The organism is Streptomyces sp. SID14515, from assembly GCF_010548505.1.
GTDB lineage: Bacteria > Actinomycetota > Actinomycetes > Streptomycetales > Streptomycetaceae > Streptomyces > Streptomyces caviscabies.
The window spans coordinates 43,496-60,509 of record NZ_JAAGMH010000059.1 but is presented as its reverse complement, the minus strand read 5'-3'; the positions used below and the strand labels follow the sequence as shown (position 1 = coordinate 60,509).

The 17,014-nt window shown below is 72.5% G+C and carries 13 protein-coding genes, 2 tRNA genes and 1 riboswitch; of the genes, 5 read left to right on the top strand and 10 right to left on the bottom strand.

Going from position 1 to position 17,014, the window contains the following annotated elements:
• Nucleotides 1–612: NPCBM/NEW2 domain-containing protein (locus G3I54_RS11220; protein ID WP_203685955.1), on the top strand; the 612-nt coding region annotated here is incomplete at its 5' end.
• 35 nt (nt 613–647) lie between these two features.
• Here G3I54_RS11220 and G3I54_RS11215 read toward each other — a convergent pair.
• Complete coding sequence (locus tag G3I54_RS11215; protein WP_164613617.1) at nt 648–2,759, bottom strand: asparagine synthase-related protein; 2,112 nt, start codon at nt 2,757–2,759, stop codon at nt 648–650.
• Between the two features lie 854 nt (nt 2,760–3,613).
• On the opposite strand from G3I54_RS11215, the gene G3I54_RS11210 reads away from it, so the two are divergent.
• The 4 genes from G3I54_RS11210 (at nt 3,614) to G3I54_RS11195 (ending at nt 8,966) form a co-directional block, all read left to right on the top strand.
• Complete coding sequence (locus G3I54_RS11210) at nt 3,614–5,185, top strand: sporulation protein (protein ID WP_164613615.1); 1,572 nt, start codon at nt 3,614–3,616, stop codon at nt 5,183–5,185.
• A 115-nt stretch (nt 5,186–5,300) separates the two neighbouring features.
• Entirely contained in the window at nt 5,301–6,557 is a 1,257-nt protein-coding gene (gene lhgO / locus G3I54_RS11205; protein ID WP_164613613.1) for an L-2-hydroxyglutarate oxidase, read from the top strand.
• On the top strand, nt 6,550–7,410 hold the full coding sequence (gene trmB, locus G3I54_RS11200; RefSeq protein ID WP_164613611.1) for a tRNA (guanosine(46)-N7)-methyltransferase TrmB: 861 nt from the start codon (nt 6,550–6,552) through the stop codon (nt 7,408–7,410). Before lhgO ends, trmB begins: the two co-directional genes overlap by 8 nt.
• 74 nt (nt 7,411–7,484) lie before the next feature.
• Nucleotides 7,485–8,966 (top strand): PrsW family intramembrane metalloprotease, encoded by a 1,482-nt coding sequence (locus G3I54_RS11195; RefSeq protein WP_164613609.1) that lies wholly within the window; start codon nt 7,485–7,487, stop codon nt 8,964–8,966.
• Nucleotides 8,967–8,974: 8 nt separating this feature from the next.
• On the opposite strand, the gene G3I54_RS11190 is transcribed toward G3I54_RS11195, so the two are convergent.
• The 9 genes from G3I54_RS11190 to G3I54_RS11150 all read right to left on the bottom strand — a co-directional run bounded on the left by G3I54_RS11190 (nt 8,975) and on the right by G3I54_RS11150 (nt 16,955).
• Nucleotides 8,975–9,919, bottom strand: coding sequence for an aldo/keto reductase (locus tag G3I54_RS11190; protein ID WP_164613607.1), 945 nt, complete (start codon nt 9,917–9,919; stop codon nt 8,975–8,977).
• A 286-nt stretch (nt 9,920–10,205) separates the two neighbouring features.
• Complete coding sequence (locus tag G3I54_RS11185; protein ID WP_164613605.1) at nt 10,206–11,240, bottom strand: M23 family metallopeptidase; 1,035 nt, start codon at nt 11,238–11,240, stop codon at nt 10,206–10,208.
• An 11-nt stretch (nt 11,241–11,251) separates the two neighbouring features.
• Nucleotides 11,252–11,404: riboswitch (cyclic di-AMP (ydaO/yuaA leader) on the bottom strand.
• A 210-nt stretch (nt 11,405–11,614) separates the two neighbouring features.
• Nucleotides 11,615–12,838, bottom strand: a complete 1,224-nt coding sequence (locus G3I54_RS11180; RefSeq protein WP_164613603.1) for a PP2C family protein-serine/threonine phosphatase — start codon at nt 12,836–12,838, stop codon at nt 11,615–11,617.
• A gap of 137 nt (nt 12,839–12,975) precedes the next feature.
• Entirely contained in the window at nt 12,976–13,722 is a 747-nt protein-coding gene (locus tag G3I54_RS11175) for a MerR family transcriptional regulator (RefSeq protein WP_164613601.1), read from the bottom strand.
• 107 nt (nt 13,723–13,829) lie between these two features.
• Nucleotides 13,830–13,903: transfer RNA gene (locus tag G3I54_RS11170), tRNA-Met, on the bottom strand.
• A 125-nt stretch (nt 13,904–14,028) separates the two neighbouring features.
• Complete coding sequence (locus G3I54_RS11165; protein WP_164613599.1) at nt 14,029–14,559, bottom strand: hypothetical protein; 531 nt, start codon at nt 14,557–14,559, stop codon at nt 14,029–14,031.
• A 4-nt stretch (nt 14,560–14,563) separates the two neighbouring features.
• Nucleotides 14,564–15,703 carry a hypothetical protein gene (locus G3I54_RS11160; RefSeq protein ID WP_164613597.1) on the bottom strand — a complete coding sequence of 380 codons (1,140 nt, stop codon included), beginning with the start codon at nt 15,701–15,703 and terminating at the stop codon, nt 14,564–14,566.
• Entirely contained in the window at nt 15,703–16,329 is a 627-nt protein-coding gene (locus tag G3I54_RS11155; RefSeq protein WP_164613595.1) for a hypothetical protein, read from the bottom strand. The genes G3I54_RS11160 and G3I54_RS11155 overlap by 1 nt, the downstream gene beginning before the upstream one ends.
• A gap of 552 nt (nt 16,330–16,881) precedes the next feature.
• Nucleotides 16,882–16,955, bottom strand: a tRNA-Lys gene (locus G3I54_RS11150).
• Nucleotides 16,956–17,014 lie beyond the last annotated feature (59 nt).

Genomic DNA, 17,014 nt, shown 5'->3' with positions numbered 1-17,014 from the left:
CCGCCCGCGCCCCCGGCGCCGAACCCGTCCGAGCCGGCCCCGAAGCCGACGCCGACGCCGAGTCCCACGCCCTCCCCCGAGCCGCCGCCGAAGCCCGCGCCCCCGGCGCCGAGCCCGCCGCCGTCCCCGAAGCCGACGCCCAAGCCGCCGAAGCCCACGCCGCCCCCGCCCGCCCCGGAGGTGTATCGGGTCAGCGAGCTGGCGTACTCCGTGTTCGGCGACCACACCGAGCCGGAAGTGGCGATGGGGCAGAGCAGTTGGATCTGGCAGCGGTCGAACGTGTCGATCGGCTCCACCCGTTACGCGCACGGGGTGACCGTGCACGCCCGCTCCTCGGTGACCATCCAGCTCAACCGGTCGTGCACGCGCTACGAGGCCATGGTCGGGGTGGACGATCTGACGCCGCTGCTCGGCGCGGTGCGCTTCTCCGTGTTCAACGGGAACGGCGCGCGGCTGTGGCGCTCCCCGGTGATGAAGAGCGGCGAGCCAGCCGTCCCGGTGAGCGTGGGCATCGCCGGCCAGTCCTCGATCCGCCTCGTGGTGGAGCCGGAGACGGCGATCGGCGGGGTGGCCCTGGCGGACTGGGCGGAGTCCCGGATCAGCTGCGCCTGAGGTTCCCGGCCGGGGCCTGCGGCGGCGTCTTCCGGTCAGGGTTGGAGCGTGCGCCGGGCGGGGATCACGCCGCCCGCGACCGCGCGCTGGCGCGGGGCGGCCGTGCCCGTCCAGCAGGTGCCGCGGCGGGTCACCAGGCGGCGCAGCCACAGTTCGGTGGAGGCCAGGTCCGCCAGGCCGTCCAGCGGCAGCGGCTCGCCCTCGGAGGCGGCGCGCAGGGCCTTGCGGACGACCCGGGCCTCGACCAGTCCCGCGTCGGCCAGCAGCGGGGCGTCGAACAGGGCCATCAGCTCGGGCAGCGCGGTGCGCAGGCCGGTCCGGGTGACGGCGGTGGAGGTGGCCTGGGAGGGCGCGCCCCAGCCGGGCGGCAGATCCTGGATGCCCGCCCCGCCGAGCACCCGGCGCAGGATCGCGGCCCGTGCGCCGGGCTGGACGCGGAGCGACTCGGGCAGCGCGCGGGCCGCCCTGACCACCTGGTTGTCGAGGAACGGGGCGTGCAGGCGCTGGCTGCGGATCTCCGCGGCCTGCTCCAGGATCCGGTGGTCGGCGGCCCCCCGGGCGAGCGCGGCGCGGGCCCGGGCCTCCCCCGGGCGCTGCACGGAGGTGGGCCGGATCGCCGCTTCCTGGAGGCGAACCGATACTTCGGCCAGCGCCTCTCCCGTCAGCCAGCGCGCCGCGGGTCCTGGGCGCGACCAGGCGAGGGCGGCGAGCGAGGCGTCGGCGGGGGTGGCAAGGTCGGGGGCGTAGCGGTTGGCGTCGGGGAGGAGCCCGGCGGCGGACTCCAGGCCGGTGCGGTAGGACGTACGGGCCAGGCGGCGGGCGGCGCGGTAGACCGTCAGCGGGACGAACAGCGAGTGCGCGGTGGGGCCTTCGGCCTTGGTGAGGGCGGCGACGGGGCGCAGGAGGTGGCGTCTGCGCCGGTCCATCAGGAGGTCGGCGAGGCGGGCCGGGTGCGCGTCCAGGACCTGCCGGGCCCCGTGCCCGACGAGGTGGTCGGCGCTGCCCGCGGCGAGCCGGCGGCGGTGGCGTTCGGCGAGGACGAGGGAGGGGGCCGGTTCGTCGGTGAGCGCGCCGGTCTCCAACGCGGCGTACGGCAGGGCCTCTTCGCCCGCCGCGACGACCACATGGTGCAGGCGCGGGTTGGCGGCGATGGCGCGGGCCCGCTCCAACTCGTCCTCGTTGCCCCGGGTGGTGAGGTCGTTGAAGGTGACGGCGAGCAGCCGCTCGCCCGCGCCGGTGCCGTGGCCGAGGAGGGTGCCCGGCAGCCCGGGCAGCCCGGAGGCGAGCAGGGCGAGGGTGGCCGAGGCGCTGCCTCCGGAGAGATCGGCGCCGATGCCCGCCACCGGGCCGCCCCGGGCCGCGCGCCGGTCGGCGGGGCCCATGCCGGGGACGGGCCCCGGGTCCGGCGGGGTGCTTTCCGGCGCATGGCGCGGGGCCGTGAGCCGGGCGCGTACGGCTTCGACGAGCGCGTCCCGTACGCCCTCCACGGCGTGCACCGGGTCGGCCTGGGGTGCGGCGACGGCGAGCGAGGCGACGGCTTCGTAACCGGTGATCTCCCGCGAGCCCTCCCGCAGGATCAGCGCGTGGCCCGGCGGTACGCGCTTCACGCCGACGTAGGGCGTGCCGTCGCCGAGGGCCTCGGGGGTCTCCGGGCAGGCGAGCAGGGCAGCCAGGTGCCCGATGTCGAGCTGGGCCTCGATGAGGTCGGCGAGCGGCAGGGCGGCGGTGGCGAAGGCGGTGCCGTTGGCCCAGGGCGTGTGGAAGACGGGCCGGGCCCCGGCCAGGTCGCCCGCGACGGTGATGCGGCGGCCGATCTGCACGACGGCGGTGTAACTGCCGGGCCAGGCGGTGAGATGGCGCATCGCGCCGCCGCGCGCGGCGAGGAGTCCGACGCGCAACTGCTCGTCGGTGGCGCCGCAGCAGCCGAGGACCGCGAGGCGCGCGGTGGGCGCACCTTCGGGGGTCGCGACACCGATGACGCGGATCTCGTCGGGGCGCCAGTCGCCGACCGCCCACAGCGGATCCGGGTCCCCCCAAAGGAGTTGGGAGCCCACGGGGTGAACCGTGCGCCCCTCTCCGCCGTTTCCGACGGCGCCGACGGTGCCGAAGCTCGCGGCGATACTGCTCCATCCCACCAACCAACGCATCGCCGCCTCCACAGGCTGTGGACAAACGGCGCACTTGACGAGTGGAACGCCGCTGCGGGACATGCTGCCACGACAACGCCGCAGGAGAGGGTGTACGGGCGGCGCACGCCGGAAGAGCATGCGCCCCTGGCAAAGGCCCGACGCGACCTTCACCGCGACGACAGCAACGGAATTGTGGGTTCCGGGAGTTACGGGGGCCGGGTCGTCCGGTGTCCGCGCCGCCCCGGCCCGTCCCCGTGGAAGGGGAAGGGCCGGCGCCGCCCGGAAACAGCGCCGATATCCGGCCATAGTCGGACCGTTGGCCAGACCCTCACCGGACCGTCGCTATTCGGCCATTCTCTCGAAGCGCCACCACGCGCGCATACCGTGCCGCGCCCCCCTGGCGAGCCCTTCCACGCACAGTCCGGGAGGTGGGCCTCACCTCCCGGACCGGTCCGCCGCCCGCGGGGAATGGAGCGGCGGTTTCCCCCAGCCCACTGAGTCCAGCGCAGCGGGCCGACCCACGCGGTACTCAGCCAAGCGTTCCGGTGACGGCCGGGCCAGAGCGCACGGCCGGGCGCACGGCCACACGCCGGGAGCACGCCGCACCCCGGCCCGTACACCGACGCCCGGACGGCCCGGACCGCCCGCACGGACAACAATCCCGCCATCCGGACGTCTGCCCCTTAACGGTAGGGATAGGGAGAACTACGCTGTGTTTACTGGTGTTCTCAGCAGGGGGGCATATTCCTCGGGGCTCAGCCACATGCGTGTGCAGGCGGAGTACGAGGGTTCGAACCTGGGGAGGCATCGGTACGAATGCCGCGCGCCGTCCTCGGTGACGCGGCGGCTGTCTGTGTGTCGAGGGGTGGCGCATGTCCAGGGAGCAACGCGGGCCGAACGAGAAGCTCGGCACAGTTCTCGCCCTCGCGGGAATCAGTAACGCCGGGCTCGCCCGGCGGGTCAACGACCTCGGAGCACAGCGCGGTCTGACACTTCGCTACGACAAGACCTCGGTGGCCCGGTGGGTCGCCAAGGGGATGGTGCCGCAGGGCGCCGCGCCGCATCTCATCGCGGCGGCGATCGGGGCCAAGCTCGGCCGGCCGGTCCCGCTGCACGAGATCGGCCTCGCCGACGCGGACCCGGCCCCGGAGGTCGGCCTCGCCTTTCCCCGGGACGTGGGCGAGGCGGTCCGGTCGGCGACCGAGCTGTACCGGCTGGATCTGGCCGGGCGGCGGGGCGGCGGCGGGATCTGGCAGTCCCTGGCGGGATCGTTCTCGGTGAGCGCGTACGCGACGCCCGCCTCCCGCTGGCTGATAACCCCCGCCGATCCGTCGGTGGCCCGGGACCCGACGGCGGCGCAGGCGGCGATCCTCGGGGCACGCGGCGGCTCGCCCGACGGCCCGCCCGGTCCGGCGGCCCGCGGCGCCCAGAGCGCACCGGACACCCGGGGCGCACACATCCTCCACACACCCGGCGCGGCCGGCTCCGTCCCCGTACAGCCCGGCCCGGAGGCCGCGGCGGACGCCTCGCCGCTGCGGGTCGGCCACAGCGATGTGTCGAAGCTGCGCGAGGCGGCCCAGGACGCCCGGCGGTGGGACTCCAAGTACGGCGGCGGCGACTGGCGTTCCTCCATGGTTCCCGAGTGTTTACGGGTCGACGCCGCGCCTCTGCTCCTCGGCTCGTACACCGACGAGGTCGGACGGGCCCTGTTCGGCGCGTCCGCCGAGCTGACCCGGCTGGCCGGCTGGATGGCCTTCGACACCGGCCAGCAGGAGGCCGCCCAGCGCTACTACATCCAGGCCCTGCGGCTGGCCCGCGCCGCCGCCGACGTCCCGCTCGGCGGCTATGTCCTCGCCTCGATGTCCCTCCAGGCGACCTACCGCGGCTTCGCCGACGAAGGCGTCGACCTCGCCCAGGCCGCCGTCGAACGCAACCGCGGCCTCGCCACCGCCCGCACCATGAGCTTCTTCCGGCTGGTGGAGGCCCGCGCCCATGCGAAGGCCGGCGACGCACCGGCCGCGGGGGCCGCGCTCAAGGGCGCGGAGAGCTGGCTGGAGCGGTCCCGGGCCGGCGACTCCGACCCGCCCTGGCTCGGCTTCTACGGCTACGACCGGTTCGCCGCCGACGCCGCCGAGTGCTACCGGGACCTGAAGGCCCCCCGCCAGGTGCGGCGCTTCACCGAGCAGGCGCTGTCCCGGCCGACCGAGGAGTTCGTCCGCAGCCACGGACTGCGGCTCGTCGTGTCCGCCGTCGCCGAGCTGGAGTCGGGCAACCTGGACGCGGCCTGCGCGGCGGGCACCCGGGCGGTGGAGGTCGCGGGCCGGATCTCCTCGGCCCGCACCACGGAGTACGTCCGCGATCTGCTGCACCGCCTGGAACCGTACGGGGACGAGCCCCGCGTCGCCGAGCTGCGGGAGCGGGCCCGCCCGCTGCTGGTGACGTAGGGCCGAGCCGCCCGGCGGGACGCACGCCGGGCGGAATGTGCGCCACGCCCTGCCCGACTCGGGTTTGAGCCGGTTGTCAGTGGGTCAGTGCACTATCGGGGTGGGAGGTGGCGTGATGATGACGCACGCGGCGTACGACTGCGATGTGCTGGTGATCGGTGGCGGGATCGTCGGTCTGTCGACCGCGTACGCGCTTCTGCGGGCCGCTCCGGGCACCCGGGTGACGGTCCTGGAGAAGGAGCGCGGCCCCGCCCGCCACCAGACCGGTCGCAACAGCGGCGTGATCCACAGCGGCATCTACTACCGCCCCGGCTCCCTCAAGGCCCGGTACGCGCTGCGCGGCTCCGCCGAGCTCGCGGACTTCTGCGCCGAGCACTCCATCGCCCACGCCACCACCGGCAAGCTGATCGTCGCCACCGAGCGCTCCGAGCTGCCCCGGCTGCACGGCCTGGTGCAGCGCGGCCGTGAGCACGGACTGCCCGTGCGGGAGCTGGGCCCGGCGCAGATCGCGGAGTACGAACCGGAGGTCCGGGGCCTGGCGGCGATCCGGGTCGGCACCACGGGCGTCTGCGACTTCACCGCCGTGGCCACCCGCTTCGCGACCGAGGTCACCGCCGCGGGCGGCATCGTGCGGTACGGCGCGGAGGTCACCGCGATAGACCGGCGGCCCTGGGGCGTCGCGGTGCGCACGGCGGACGGCCTGGTCGTCCGGGCCCGCGTGCTGGTCAACTGCGCGGGGCTCCACTGCGACCGGGTGGCCCGCCTCGCCGGGGACGACCCGGGGGTGCGGATCGTGCCGTTCCGGGGCGAGTACTACGCGCTGGCCCGCCCCGAGCTGGTGCGCGGTCTGGTCTACCCGGTGCCGGACCCGGCGTTCCCCTTCCTCGGCGTCCACCTCACCCGGGGCTTCGACGGCTCCGTCCACGTCGGTCCGAACGCGGTGCCCGCCCTGGCCCGCGAGGGGTACGCCTGGCCGCAGGTCCGCCCCGCCGAACTGCTGTCCACGCTGAGCTGGCCGGGCACCTGGCAGATCGCCCGCCGGCACTGGCGGTACGGGGCGGGCGAGGTGCACCGCTCGCTGTCCCGGTCCGCCTTCACCCGGGCCGTCCAGCGGCTGCTGCCCGCCGTCACCGAGGAGGATCTGCGCCCGTCGCCCGCCGGGGTCCGGGCCCAGGCGGTGCTCAAGGACGGCACGCTGGTCGACGACTTCCTGATCCGCGAGGCCCCGCACACCGTGCATGTGCTCAACGCCCCGTCGCCCGCCGCGACGGCGTGCCTGCCCATCGGACGGGAGGTGGCGCGGCGCGCGCTGCACCGGGCTCGGGAGACGGGGTGGAAGCCGCCCGCCGTAGAATCCGGTCATTGTGTCTGAGCAGCCCCTGAACCCCAGCCCCGCCACGGCCCCCGCCGACTCCGCCGACGACGTGACGGCCGAGGACGTGACGGCCGACGAAGCCGCCGCGCTGCGGGCCGCCTCCTTCGAGCGCGCGCGCCGGCTGCGCATGGAGCCCCGCTTCCCCGGCGGCCCCGCCGCCGACCCGGCCGGCTCGCACCACGAGCGCCGGATCCGCAGCTTCCAGCCGCGCCGCAGCCGGGTCACCACCGGCCAGCAGGAGGCCCTGGAGCGGCTGTGGCCCACGTGGGGCCTGGACATCGACGGCAAGCGGGTCCTCGATCTGACCGAGCTGTTCGACGGGCTGCCCGTCGTCCTGGAGATCGGCTTCGGCATGGGCGAGGCCACCGCGCAGATGGCGGCCGACGACCCGGGCACCGGCATCCTCGCGGTCGACGTCCACACCCCCGGCCAGGGCAATCTGCTGGGCCTCGCGGACAAGGCGGGCTCGACCAACGTACGGGTGGCCAACGGCGACGCGGTGATCCTGCTGCGCGAGATGCTGGCCCCCGAGTCGCTGGACGGCCTGCGGGTCTATTTCCCCGACCCGTGGCCCAAGGCCCGGCACCACAAGCGGCGGCTGATCCAGCCGGAGTTCCTGGACCTGGTGGCCCCGGTGCTGAAGCCCGGCGCGATCGTCCACTGCGCGACCGACTGGGAGCCGTACGCCGAGCAGATGCTGGAGGTGCTCACCGCGCACCCCCGCTTCGCGAACACCGCGGCCGACGGCGGATACGCCCCGCGTCCCGCGTTCCGGCCGCTCACCCGCTTCGAGGGGCAGGGCCTGGACAAGGGCCACGTCGTCCACGACCTGCTGTTCGCGCGCGTCTGACGCGTCCGCGGGCGGCCACGTCCTGGCCGGATGCGCCGTCGCCGGGTGTCGGTGCTCCTCGTTAGGGTCGAGAGGTGTCCGACCCTTCCGTGCAGCATCAGCAGGCGCGGCCCGCCGTCCCGGTCCTCCACGAGCAGCGGCTCGACGAGGTCCTGGGCGCCGCGCCGGAGCCTGGCCAATGGCGTTACCGGCCGCGCCGCGTCGGCATGGTGTGGCGCAGCAAGGTGTTCCGCGCCGGGGCCGTGATCGTGGCGCTCGCGCTGTGCGGGCTGGTGATCCTGGCCCTCGTCCGCGAGCAGACCGGCCCGGAGGGGTTCCTCGTCGGCCTCAGCCTGGCGGTGCTTCCGGTGCCGCTCCTGATGGCCGCCTTCCGCTGGCTGGACCGGGTCGAGCCGGGCCCCTGGCGGAATCTGATCTTCTCCTTCGCCTGGGGCGCGTGCGCCGCAGCGCTGGTCGCGATCATCGCCAACTCGTTCGCGACGCGCTGGATAGCCACCGCGACGGCCGACCCGGCGAGCGCCGACACCCTCGGGGCCACGGTGATCGCCCCGATCGTCGAGGAGAGCGCGAAGGCGGCGGCCGTGCTGCTGATCTTCCTGTTCCGCAGACGGGAGTTCGGCGGGGTGGTGGACGGCATCGTCGTCGCCGGGTTCACCGCGACGGGCTTCGCGTTCACCGAGAACATCCTCTATCTGGGCAACGCCTTCGGCGAGGACCAGCAGCTGGGCAGCTCCGGGTTCGCCTCGGTGACGGCGGGGACGTTCTTCGTACGGATCGTGATGTCGCCGTTCGCGCATCCCCTGTTCACGGTCCTCACCGGCCTCGGCTTCGGCTTCGCGGCCGTCAGCGCCCGCCGCCACCGGGTCCGCCGGATCGCCCTGCCGGTGCTGGGCCTGCTGCTGGCGATGGGTCTGCACGCCCTGTGGAACGGCTCGTCGGCCTTCGGCCCGTACGGCTTCTACGCGGTGTACGGCATCGTCATGGTCCCGGCGTTCGGCCTGGTGACCTGGCTGGCGATCTGGTCACGCCAGCGTGAGCTGCGTACGCTCGCCGCCGAGCTGCCCGCGTACGCGGCGGCCGGCTGGCTCACCCCCGCCGAGCCGACGGCGCTCTCCTCCATGCGGGCCCGGGGCATGGCCCGCGACCTGGCCCGCCACTGGCAGCAGGACCGGACCCGGGGCCGGGCGGCGGCCCGCGCGGTCGCGGAGTACGAGTCGTTCGCGACCTCCCTGGCCGGTCTGCGCCGCCGGGCCCGCCACGGCGCGGTGGGCCCGGACTTCGGCGCACGGGAGCGGGAGTTGCTGCACCACCTCTGGCAGCGCCGGGCCATCGCCGCCCCGGCCCTCACCCACGCGGCCCGCCTCACGCACCGCCCGGTCGCCCACCACTACCGCCGCCCGCCGACACCGTACGAATACGGCTACGGCTACGGACAGAGCCACGGGCAAGGACACGGCCACGGGCGAGGACCGGGTTACGGGTACGGCTACGGCGGCCCGGCCCCCCAGCCGTACGGCAGCGCACCGCCCACCTCCCACCGACGCCCGCCGCGGTAGCGGTTCCGTCAGGCCGATGCCTCGGTGAGCAGCGCGACCTCCCGGTCCGTCAGCTCCAGGTCGGCGACCGCGACGAGGGCGGGGAGCTGTTCGACCGTACGGGCGGAGGCGATCGGGGCGGCGACGGTCGGCCGGGCGGCGAGCCAGGCGAGGGCGACCGTCGCGATCTCGGCGTTCCGCTCTCCGGCGACCCGGTCGAGCGCGGCCAGCACCTTGCGGCCCTGCTCCGACTCCAGGTGGCCGCCCGCCTTCGCGGCCCGGGCGCTCTCCACGGCCGTACCGGGGCGGTACTTGCCGGTGAGGAAGCCGGAGGCGAGCGCGTAGTACGGGACGGCGGCGAGGCCGGCGGCGGCCGCGGTGTCCTGGAGCTCGCCCTCGTAGGTGTCGCGGGAGACCAGGTTGTAGTGCGGCTGGAGCGCGACGTACCGGGCGAGGCCCTCGCGCTCGGAGAAGTCGAGGGAGGCCCGCAGCCGCTCGGGGCTGATGTTGGAGGCGGCGATGTGACGCACCTTGCCGTCCTTCACCAGCTGATCGAGGGCGGTGATGATCTCCTCGACCGGGACGGTCTCGTCGTCGAAGTGCGTGTAGTAGAGGTCGATGTGGTCGGTGCCGAGCCGGCGCAGCGAGGCCTCGGCCGCGCCCTTGACGGCGCCGGCGGAAAGGCCCCGGAAGTCGGGGTGGGCGCCGGCCTTGGTGGCGACGACGATGTCGGACCGGTTACCGCGGGAGGCGAGCCACTTGCCGATGACGGTCTCCGACTCGCCGCCCCGGTTGCCCTCGACCCAGGCGGAGTAGGCGTCGGCGGTGTCGATGAAGTTGCCGCCGGCCGCGACGTACGCGTCCAGGACGGCGAAGGACTGTTCCTCGTCCGCCGTCCAGCCGAAGACGTTGCCGCCGAGGGCGAGGGGGAAGACCTGGAGGTCGGAGGTGCCGAGAGTGCGCGCAGAAGTCATGTGAGGGTTCAACGGGCCGGGGCGGCGGAGGTATTCCGCCGGATGGTGTTCCACGGGGTGGCGTTCCACCGGATGGCGCACCACGGGGGCGCACGTCACCGCCGCGCGGGCCCCGACCGGGCCCGGCCGCCCCCGGACAGACCGGCAGCCCTGACGTCGGGGGGGGGTGTGCGTCAGGGCTGCCGGGGTTTCGGGGCGGGGTGGCGACGAAGGGACGTACGTCGTCAGCCGGAGGGCCGGGGACGCGGACCGGACGGCCCGGGCCCCGGACCGAAATGCCGGGGTCTCAGACCGAGAGGCCCTTGCTGTTCAGCCAGGCCATCGGGTCCATCGCCGAACCGCCCGCCGTGCGGACCTCCATGTGGAGGTGGACACCGGTCACGTTGCCGGTGGCGCCCATGCGGCCGATGGTCTCGCCGGTGGTGACCTTCTGGCCGACCGAGACGTCGATCGAGGACTGGTGCGCGTACCAGATCTCCGTGCCGTCATCGAGCTGGAGCACCGTGCGGTAGCCGTACGAACCGGCCCAGCCGGCCGACGTGATCGTGCCGCCGTGCACGGCCTTGATCGGCGTACCGGCCGACCCGGCGAAGTCCAGACCGGTGTGCTGGCCCGAGGACCACAGGGCGCCGGACTGACCGTAGGTCGAGGTGATCGTGTACGAGGAGGTGGGCAGGGAGAAGCTGGCGGCGAGCTTCGCGAGACGCTCGGCCTCCTTCTTCTTCGCGGCCGCTTCCTCCTCGGCCTTCTTCTTCGCGGCGGCCTCGGCCTCGGCCTGGTCCTGCTGCTTCTTGGCCTCCTGCGCCGCCTTCTCGGCCGCGGCCTTCTCGGCGGCGGCCTTGGCCTCGGCGTCGGCGCTGGCCTGCTGCTGCTCGGCCTGCTGGAGGATCCGGGCGCGCAGGGCCTCGCCCGCGTCGGCGGTGCCCTCCTCGGCCTCGGCGGTGGTGAGGCCGGCGGTGGTGAGCGGCGCGGCCGCGGCGACCGGGGCGGGCTCGGCGTCGTCCGACATGAAGGACCCGACGCCGGGAAGGGACTTGGCGTCGGGGAGGTTGTCCGCGATCGAATCGGGAAGAGAGATGGAGACCGGCGCCTTGTCCTGCGCGGTGGCCATGCCGCCCGCACCGACGGCCGCTATGACGCCGACCCCGAGGACGGTGGAGCTACGGGCCAGACCACGCTGCTTGGCTACGCGGTGCCTGCCGCGCACGGGACGGATGGACTCCTCGGTGGGATTCCACTCCTCCCAGGACCGCTCCGCGTCACCGAAGGTGTCGGCACTGAAGGGTGACGGGACCTCAGGGGCAGGCTTGTTGGACGCCACGTGGGCGCACTCCTTTCCTTCCTTCTCGCCTACCGGGTTAGCTGACGGGTTCGGAGCAGGAAGGTCTCCTACGGGCCCCTCCGTCTCTCACGAGACGCAGGCGTCCGATTCACCCCATGTAGGTGGTTCCCCGGTTCCCTTGCGGAATTCGGCGCTCGCGCGCGGTGCCGTCTCTGACGACGACTGGGACGACCGCGCTGCGTTATCGAACGTTAATAGACACCCGGGCCCGATTCCAAGCTGTTCCTGTTGATCATTAACGGACGCGGTGGGGATGTACGGGTCACAAGCGGGCGGAATCGGGCGACTTGACCGCGACTCAGCCACACTCCTTTTTCTGACGTTGTGTCAAATGTTATGCGGAGCGGTGTCCTTCAGTTACGCACCGTGTCATCGCCCCGGCCCACGATCTTCACCGTCGTCCGGCGCACGGGCTGCCCCTCCGCCGGCCGGCCGACCGCGATCAGCGCCATGTCGTCCGTGGTCCGCCCCCCGGTGTGCAGCCGTACGTCGTCGGTCAGCGCCGACAACAGCTCCTCGGGGCCCGGGAAGATCCGGCCGCGCAGCCGGGCCGCCGGATCGTAGAAGACCCCGTTCGCGTCCCTGGCCTCCGACAGACCGTCCGTGAAGGCGAGCAGCGTCGCCCCGGCGGGCATCTCCCACTCGTCGGCCCGGTCCGGCCACACCCCCAGGTCCATCCCCAGCGGCAGCGCGGGCACCGAGGGCGCCAGCACCTCCAGGGCGCCGTCCGCGTGCAGCAGGATCGGCTCCGGGTGACCGCGGTTCACGATGCGCAGCGAGGCCGCGCCGGGCGGGATCTCGGCCAGTACGGCGGTGATGAACCCCTCCATGGCGTCCAGCCCGTACCGCCGCGTCCCCTCCCGGGCCAGCGCCCGCTCCAGCCGCTGCGCCACACCCTCCAGCGAGAGCTCCTGCTCGGCGGCCTCCCGGAACGCCCCGATGATCACCGCCACCGCCTCGACGGCGCCCAGCCCCTTGCCGCGCACGTCGCCGACCACCACGCGTACGCCGTACGGGGTGTCCGCGACGGCGAACAGGTCGCCGCCCACGAACTCGTCCGCCTGTGCCGCCTCGTACCGCGCGGCCACCTGGAGCCCGCCGATCCGCTCGGCCGGCGTCGGCAGCACGGCCCGCATGGCGGTCTCGGCGATCACCCGGGCCGAGGCCAGCTGCTCGTTGCTGCGCCGTACGACCCCGTTGATGACGAGGGCGAGCACCGAGGCGGTGAGCACGGTGATCATCTCGATGACGGGGACCACCTGGGTGGACGTCCCGTCGGAGAGCCGCATCGCGATGACGGAGAGGATCGCCGCGATGCCGGTGCGGATCGTCCGGGACAGCGAGAAGAACGGCGCGGCGATCAGCGGGGCCGCCACGAACAGCGGGACGGCGGTGAAGTTGGGCGGGGCCAGCGAGTCGAACAGCAGCCCGCCGACGATCAGCAGGGCGGGCAGCATCCGGACGAACCGGCGTGACCCCCGGCTGCCGGGCGTCACGTTGCTCTCCGGGGACCCGAACACCGCACGGCCCACGGCGTCCATGCTCCCCGCCGTGCCGCTGCGCCGTCTCTCGGCCATCCCCACCTGTGCACTCCTGCCCGGTCCACCCACGGCTGCGGACGGTACCGCGCCCCGTCCAGGCTTCCCGGAGCCGCGCCGAGCGGCGACTCCGCATCGGCCGAATAGGGGGAAGCGAACGGAGTCCCGGCCCGTGGTCAGTCGGAGAGCCGGTGTTCCGCGTAGACCGTCAGTGCGTCCCGTACGAAGGCGGCGGTGCCGTCCCCGTAGCGATCGTAGTTCTTTCCGAAGCGGGGATCGGCGACATACATCTCACCGAGCCCGATCACGTACGAACGGCTGGGCTCCTCGGCCGACGACAGCCACGCGCAGTGCCGCCGCGCGAGTTCCTGCGCCTCGGCCCCGTCGGCGGCCAGCCCGGCCTCCCTGACCCGCCCCCAGTCACGCGCGATGGCCTCGTGCTCGTCCTGGAACGCCTTCTTCTCCCCGTCCCCGAGCGAACGCCACCAGCGGTCGCCCTCCTCGTACGCGTCCCGGCCCCAGCGCTCGGTCACCTCCTGCTCGTGGGCGGTGTGGTCGAAGCCGTCGAACACTTCATCGGCCATGAGTTCCATCCCCTCCTGGGTCTTGTGGAGAGTGGTCCGCACCGAGGCGATCTGCCGCCCGATGCGCGCCTGTTCCTGTTCGAGCAGCCGCAGATGCGCCCGCAGCGCCGTCGCCGTGTCCCGCTGCCCCGCGAGTACGTCCTTGATGGCGGGCAGCGACAGACCGAGCTCCCGCAGCAGCAGGATGCGCTGCAGCCGGACGAGGGCGTCCTGGTCGTAGTAGCGGTAGCCGTTGCTCCCGATCCGGCTCGGCGCGAGAAGACCGAGGTCCCCGTAGTGCCGGAGCGTGCGGCTCGTGGTGCCGGCCTGGCGGGCGATTTCCTGAATGGACCACTCCATGCCGGAAACGCTAGATCTTTACGCAACGTCAAGGTCAAGCGTCTTCGGCCGGGCCCCGGAAACGACTCGGGCCCGGCACGCTGTGCGTGCCGGGCCCGGGCCTTCAGTAGCGGGGACAGGATTTGAACCTGCGACCTCTGGGTTATGAGCCCAGCGAGCTACCGAGCTGCTCCACCCCGCGTCGGTAAACACAACTCTACGTCATCGGAGCGGCCGCTCCGACCACTTTTCCGTGGAGCCCTTCTTCCCGGAGCCCGGCGCGACCGGGCGCGGAGATGAGCGCGGCGCACGACGGGCACGAGGGGGTCAGCTCGCGCTCGACTCCAGCCTGAAGCGGGGGCAGATGTCCGGGTCGTCGTTCTCGTGGAGCACGATCCGGTCGGAGTCCGCCGCGACCGTCAACGTGTCGAGGGTGTCGTTGGCGCCGAACTTCCTGGGCTCGGTGAAGACAAAGGAGACCGTGGCCTTCTCCCCCGCCTCCCCGCCCGGCCGGAACTCCCAGGTCCCCGCTCCGTCGAAGGTCTCCCCCAGCTCCGACCGGTACCAGTCACCCGTAGGCCAGTTCTCCACGGTCACCCGCCCACCGGACGCCCCGGGCCGTTCCGCGTCCGCCTCCAGACCGACGGACACGCCCTCGGCATCCCGCAGCCCGGTGTACGCGCCGACGAGGTCGGCAGAGCTGACGGCCCCTCCGTCGGGCAGGCACGTCCGGGCGGAGTCGGCCGAGCAGGCGCCGAGCGGAAGCAGCAGAGGCAACAGCAACGCGGCCACCAGGGCGCGCCGCGGCCGGGCGGGGAGCGGGGCGAGGGCGGGAACGTGGACGGGAAATCTGCTCATGCCGTCACTTCCCCTTCGCCGGAATGCGTTCTGTCCAGATGATCTTCTGGTCAACGGACGAGAAAGCCCCTTCCTCCCGATTGAGCTTCTCCAGCCACTCGTAGTAGCCGACGAAGTGCAGGAAGGACTCATTGCTGGTGTTGTTCTTGAGTGAGTACTCCACGACGAGAGAACCGTCCGGGTCCTCGCCCTTGACCGTGTAGTGGAGGTTGTAAGACCCCATGAACGCCTCGCCGAGATGTTCCTCGTCACCCGTGACGATCGCGGGTATGTCTGTGGTGACCAGCTTCTTCAGCGCTCCGAGCTTTCCGCTCTCGGAGATCGAATAGGCGACGTCCCCCTCGGTCAGGCCCTTGGCCCGCCACTCGGCAACGGTGTCGTTGCGCAGCTGCTCCATGCTGACGCTGGAGCGGATCAGTTCGGTCATCTCGTCACCGCTGTAGTACTCGCGGTGACGGGACCCGTCGCCGGTGACCCAGTCCCAGCCCAGCGAATACGGGTCGTCCGAACTCGTCGCCGGGTAGGGATCCTTGCCCTGCATGGCCAGGTTGAGGGCGTTGTACTCGCCGTGCCCGATCCGGTTGGTCGAGTCGATGTCCGTGAAGCGCGGCTTTTCGTTGAACCATTGGCCGAGGCCGACATTGGAAGCCAGGCTGAAGGCCAGGTTACGGTCGGCTGCGGTGCCCCGCTGCACGAGAGCGGTGATCTCACGCTGCGCCGCCTCGATCTCCTTGACATCGTTCTCGTCGACCTGGACCCGACACTCCCCGTCGACGACCGACGTGGACACGACTCCGTCCGACCCGATGTACATGCCTTTCTCACGGGCACGCCGCACAGCGTCCTTCAGTTCTCTTTGCACCACTTTGAGTTCGTGGACCGCGTCATCGACAACGCTGCACGACGAGTCCGCCACCTTGGCCGCGTACTCCAGCTGGCGCTCGATGTCGTCGATCATCTTCCAGGCGTACGGGGCTGCGGCGCCCTCCCAGTAACCCTTGTTCCGCAACGGAACCAGGACCTCGTCGTGCATACGCTTGCTCAGCCCCTTGATGGAACCGTGGATCGACTTCCAGCGTGTGGCCAGGCCGTCCAGCGCCGTCAGGTCCGTGGACAGCAACTCCCCGTAGAAGGTCTTGACCATCAGAAGTCCTCCAGCTTCGAGCGAGCCCGGACCTGCCGCATGTCCTCATCGACTTTCATGTCCGTCTTGGTGTAGCCGCTGTCGGCGACGCGCAGGCTCTCGGCAATGCGCGCCAACCACGCTGTGACCGTTCCCGCCTGGCGTTCCCATTGCCGATGTGCCAGCCGGACGGCGTCATGCGACTCCCAGCCCTGCAGAGCGCCGAGGGCCTTGAGCGCGGCCTCCTCCAGACCCGCCGCCGGCTTGTAGAAGGCGTCGTAGATTTCGTCCACGCGGCCCGCGGCCTTGTTCAGCACCGACGGCGCAATCTTCAGATCCGCGCCCGGCGGAGTCCCGGGCGTCCTCGGGGAGCCCGGAAGCCCCGGACCGTACGGTGCCTGTTGCCCCGGCGGCCGGAGCAGCGGCGGAGCTTGGTCCGGGCCGGGAAAGAAGGGCGGGGCAGCCTGCAGCGGAGGCCGGTCGAGCGGGTCGACGTAGCTGTCGGCGGGTGGAGCACCATAGCGCCCTTCCCACCCCGGCAGCACGTTGTGCCGTGCCAACTCGTCCGGTGACAGGGGAAGTTTCGATGGCTCGGCGAGCCTGTCGTCACCCGCTTCGGAACGCGTCCCGTATTTGCTTTCACTCATGTGCCATCCCCCATGGCGCGCACTGCGACTTCACCGTTCGCACAACTGCTATTGATCACAGAAGCGTATCCAGGCCCTTGCGCGTGGTTCGCCCAGGGCCCACCCACAAGACTCTTCTCATGGCCACCGGATCAGACTTTGGGAGGCGGACGGGCAGCAGCGGGACGACATTCTTCGCGACTATGTGTCGACAGCCATCTGGGCCGGCAGCCGGTTCCTGGGCGAGAAGGGCAAGAAGTTCCTCGCCGGCACACCTGGCGTCGGCGGAGAGCCCCGGACACTGCCGGATCCCCGTGGGCGAGCCGAGAGGCGCATCGCGCAGTCACCTCCCCTGAGGCACCGGCTCTTCCGGCGGCAGACGCCGACGGTCAGATGATCTTCGACTAAAGATCAACGAAGCGCTGAGGACGTTCAACAGTCATCGGCCATCCGGGGGCTCTCCCGGATGAGAGATCGACGCAGGAACCGAACGCCGAAGCGCCTCCACCCGAGCAGGGCCGGGTGGAGGCGCTTCTTCGCAGGCCGCGGGCTTACGCCCCGCCTCGCGATCGGTAGGCCGTGTGGGACTCGAACCCACAACCAACGGATTAAAAGTCCGCTGCTCTGACCAATTGAGCTAACGGCCCCTGAGCGATCACTCCACGAGCATAGCCGTCCCCGGCCCGGCAGCCGATCCGGTATCCGA

What these genes read in the sequence shown, in the direction of transcription:
- G3I54_RS11165 (WP_164613599.1), bottom strand. Translation starts at nt 14,559, where the DNA reads ATGAGCAGATTTCCCGTCCACGTTCCCGCCCTCGCCCCGCTCCCCGCC.
- G3I54_RS11160 (WP_164613597.1), bottom strand. Translation starts at nt 15,703, where the DNA reads ATGGTCAAGACCTTCTACGGGGAGTTGCTGTCCACGGACCTGACGGCG.
- G3I54_RS11155 (WP_164613595.1), bottom strand. Translation starts at nt 16,329, where the DNA reads ATGAGTGAAAGCAAATACGGGACGCGTTCCGAAGCGGGTGACGACAGG.
- lhgO (WP_164613613.1), top strand. Translation starts at nt 5,301, where the DNA reads ATGATGACGCACGCGGCGTACGACTGCGATGTGCTGGTGATCGGTGGC.
- G3I54_RS11210 (WP_164613615.1), top strand. Translation starts at nt 3,614, where the DNA reads ATGTCCAGGGAGCAACGCGGGCCGAACGAGAAGCTCGGCACAGTTCTC.
- G3I54_RS11175 (WP_164613601.1), bottom strand. Translation starts at nt 13,722, where the DNA reads ATGGAGTGGTCCATTCAGGAAATCGCCCGCCAGGCCGGCACCACGAGC.
- G3I54_RS11215 (WP_164613617.1), bottom strand. Translation starts at nt 2,759, where the DNA reads ATGCGTTGGTTGGTGGGATGGAGCAGTATCGCCGCGAGCTTCGGCACC.
- G3I54_RS11180 (WP_164613603.1), bottom strand. Translation starts at nt 12,838, where the DNA reads ATGGCCGAGAGACGGCGCAGCGGCACGGCGGGGAGCATGGACGCCGTG.
- G3I54_RS11190 (WP_164613607.1), bottom strand. Translation starts at nt 9,919, where the DNA reads ATGACTTCTGCGCGCACTCTCGGCACCTCCGACCTCCAGGTCTTCCCC.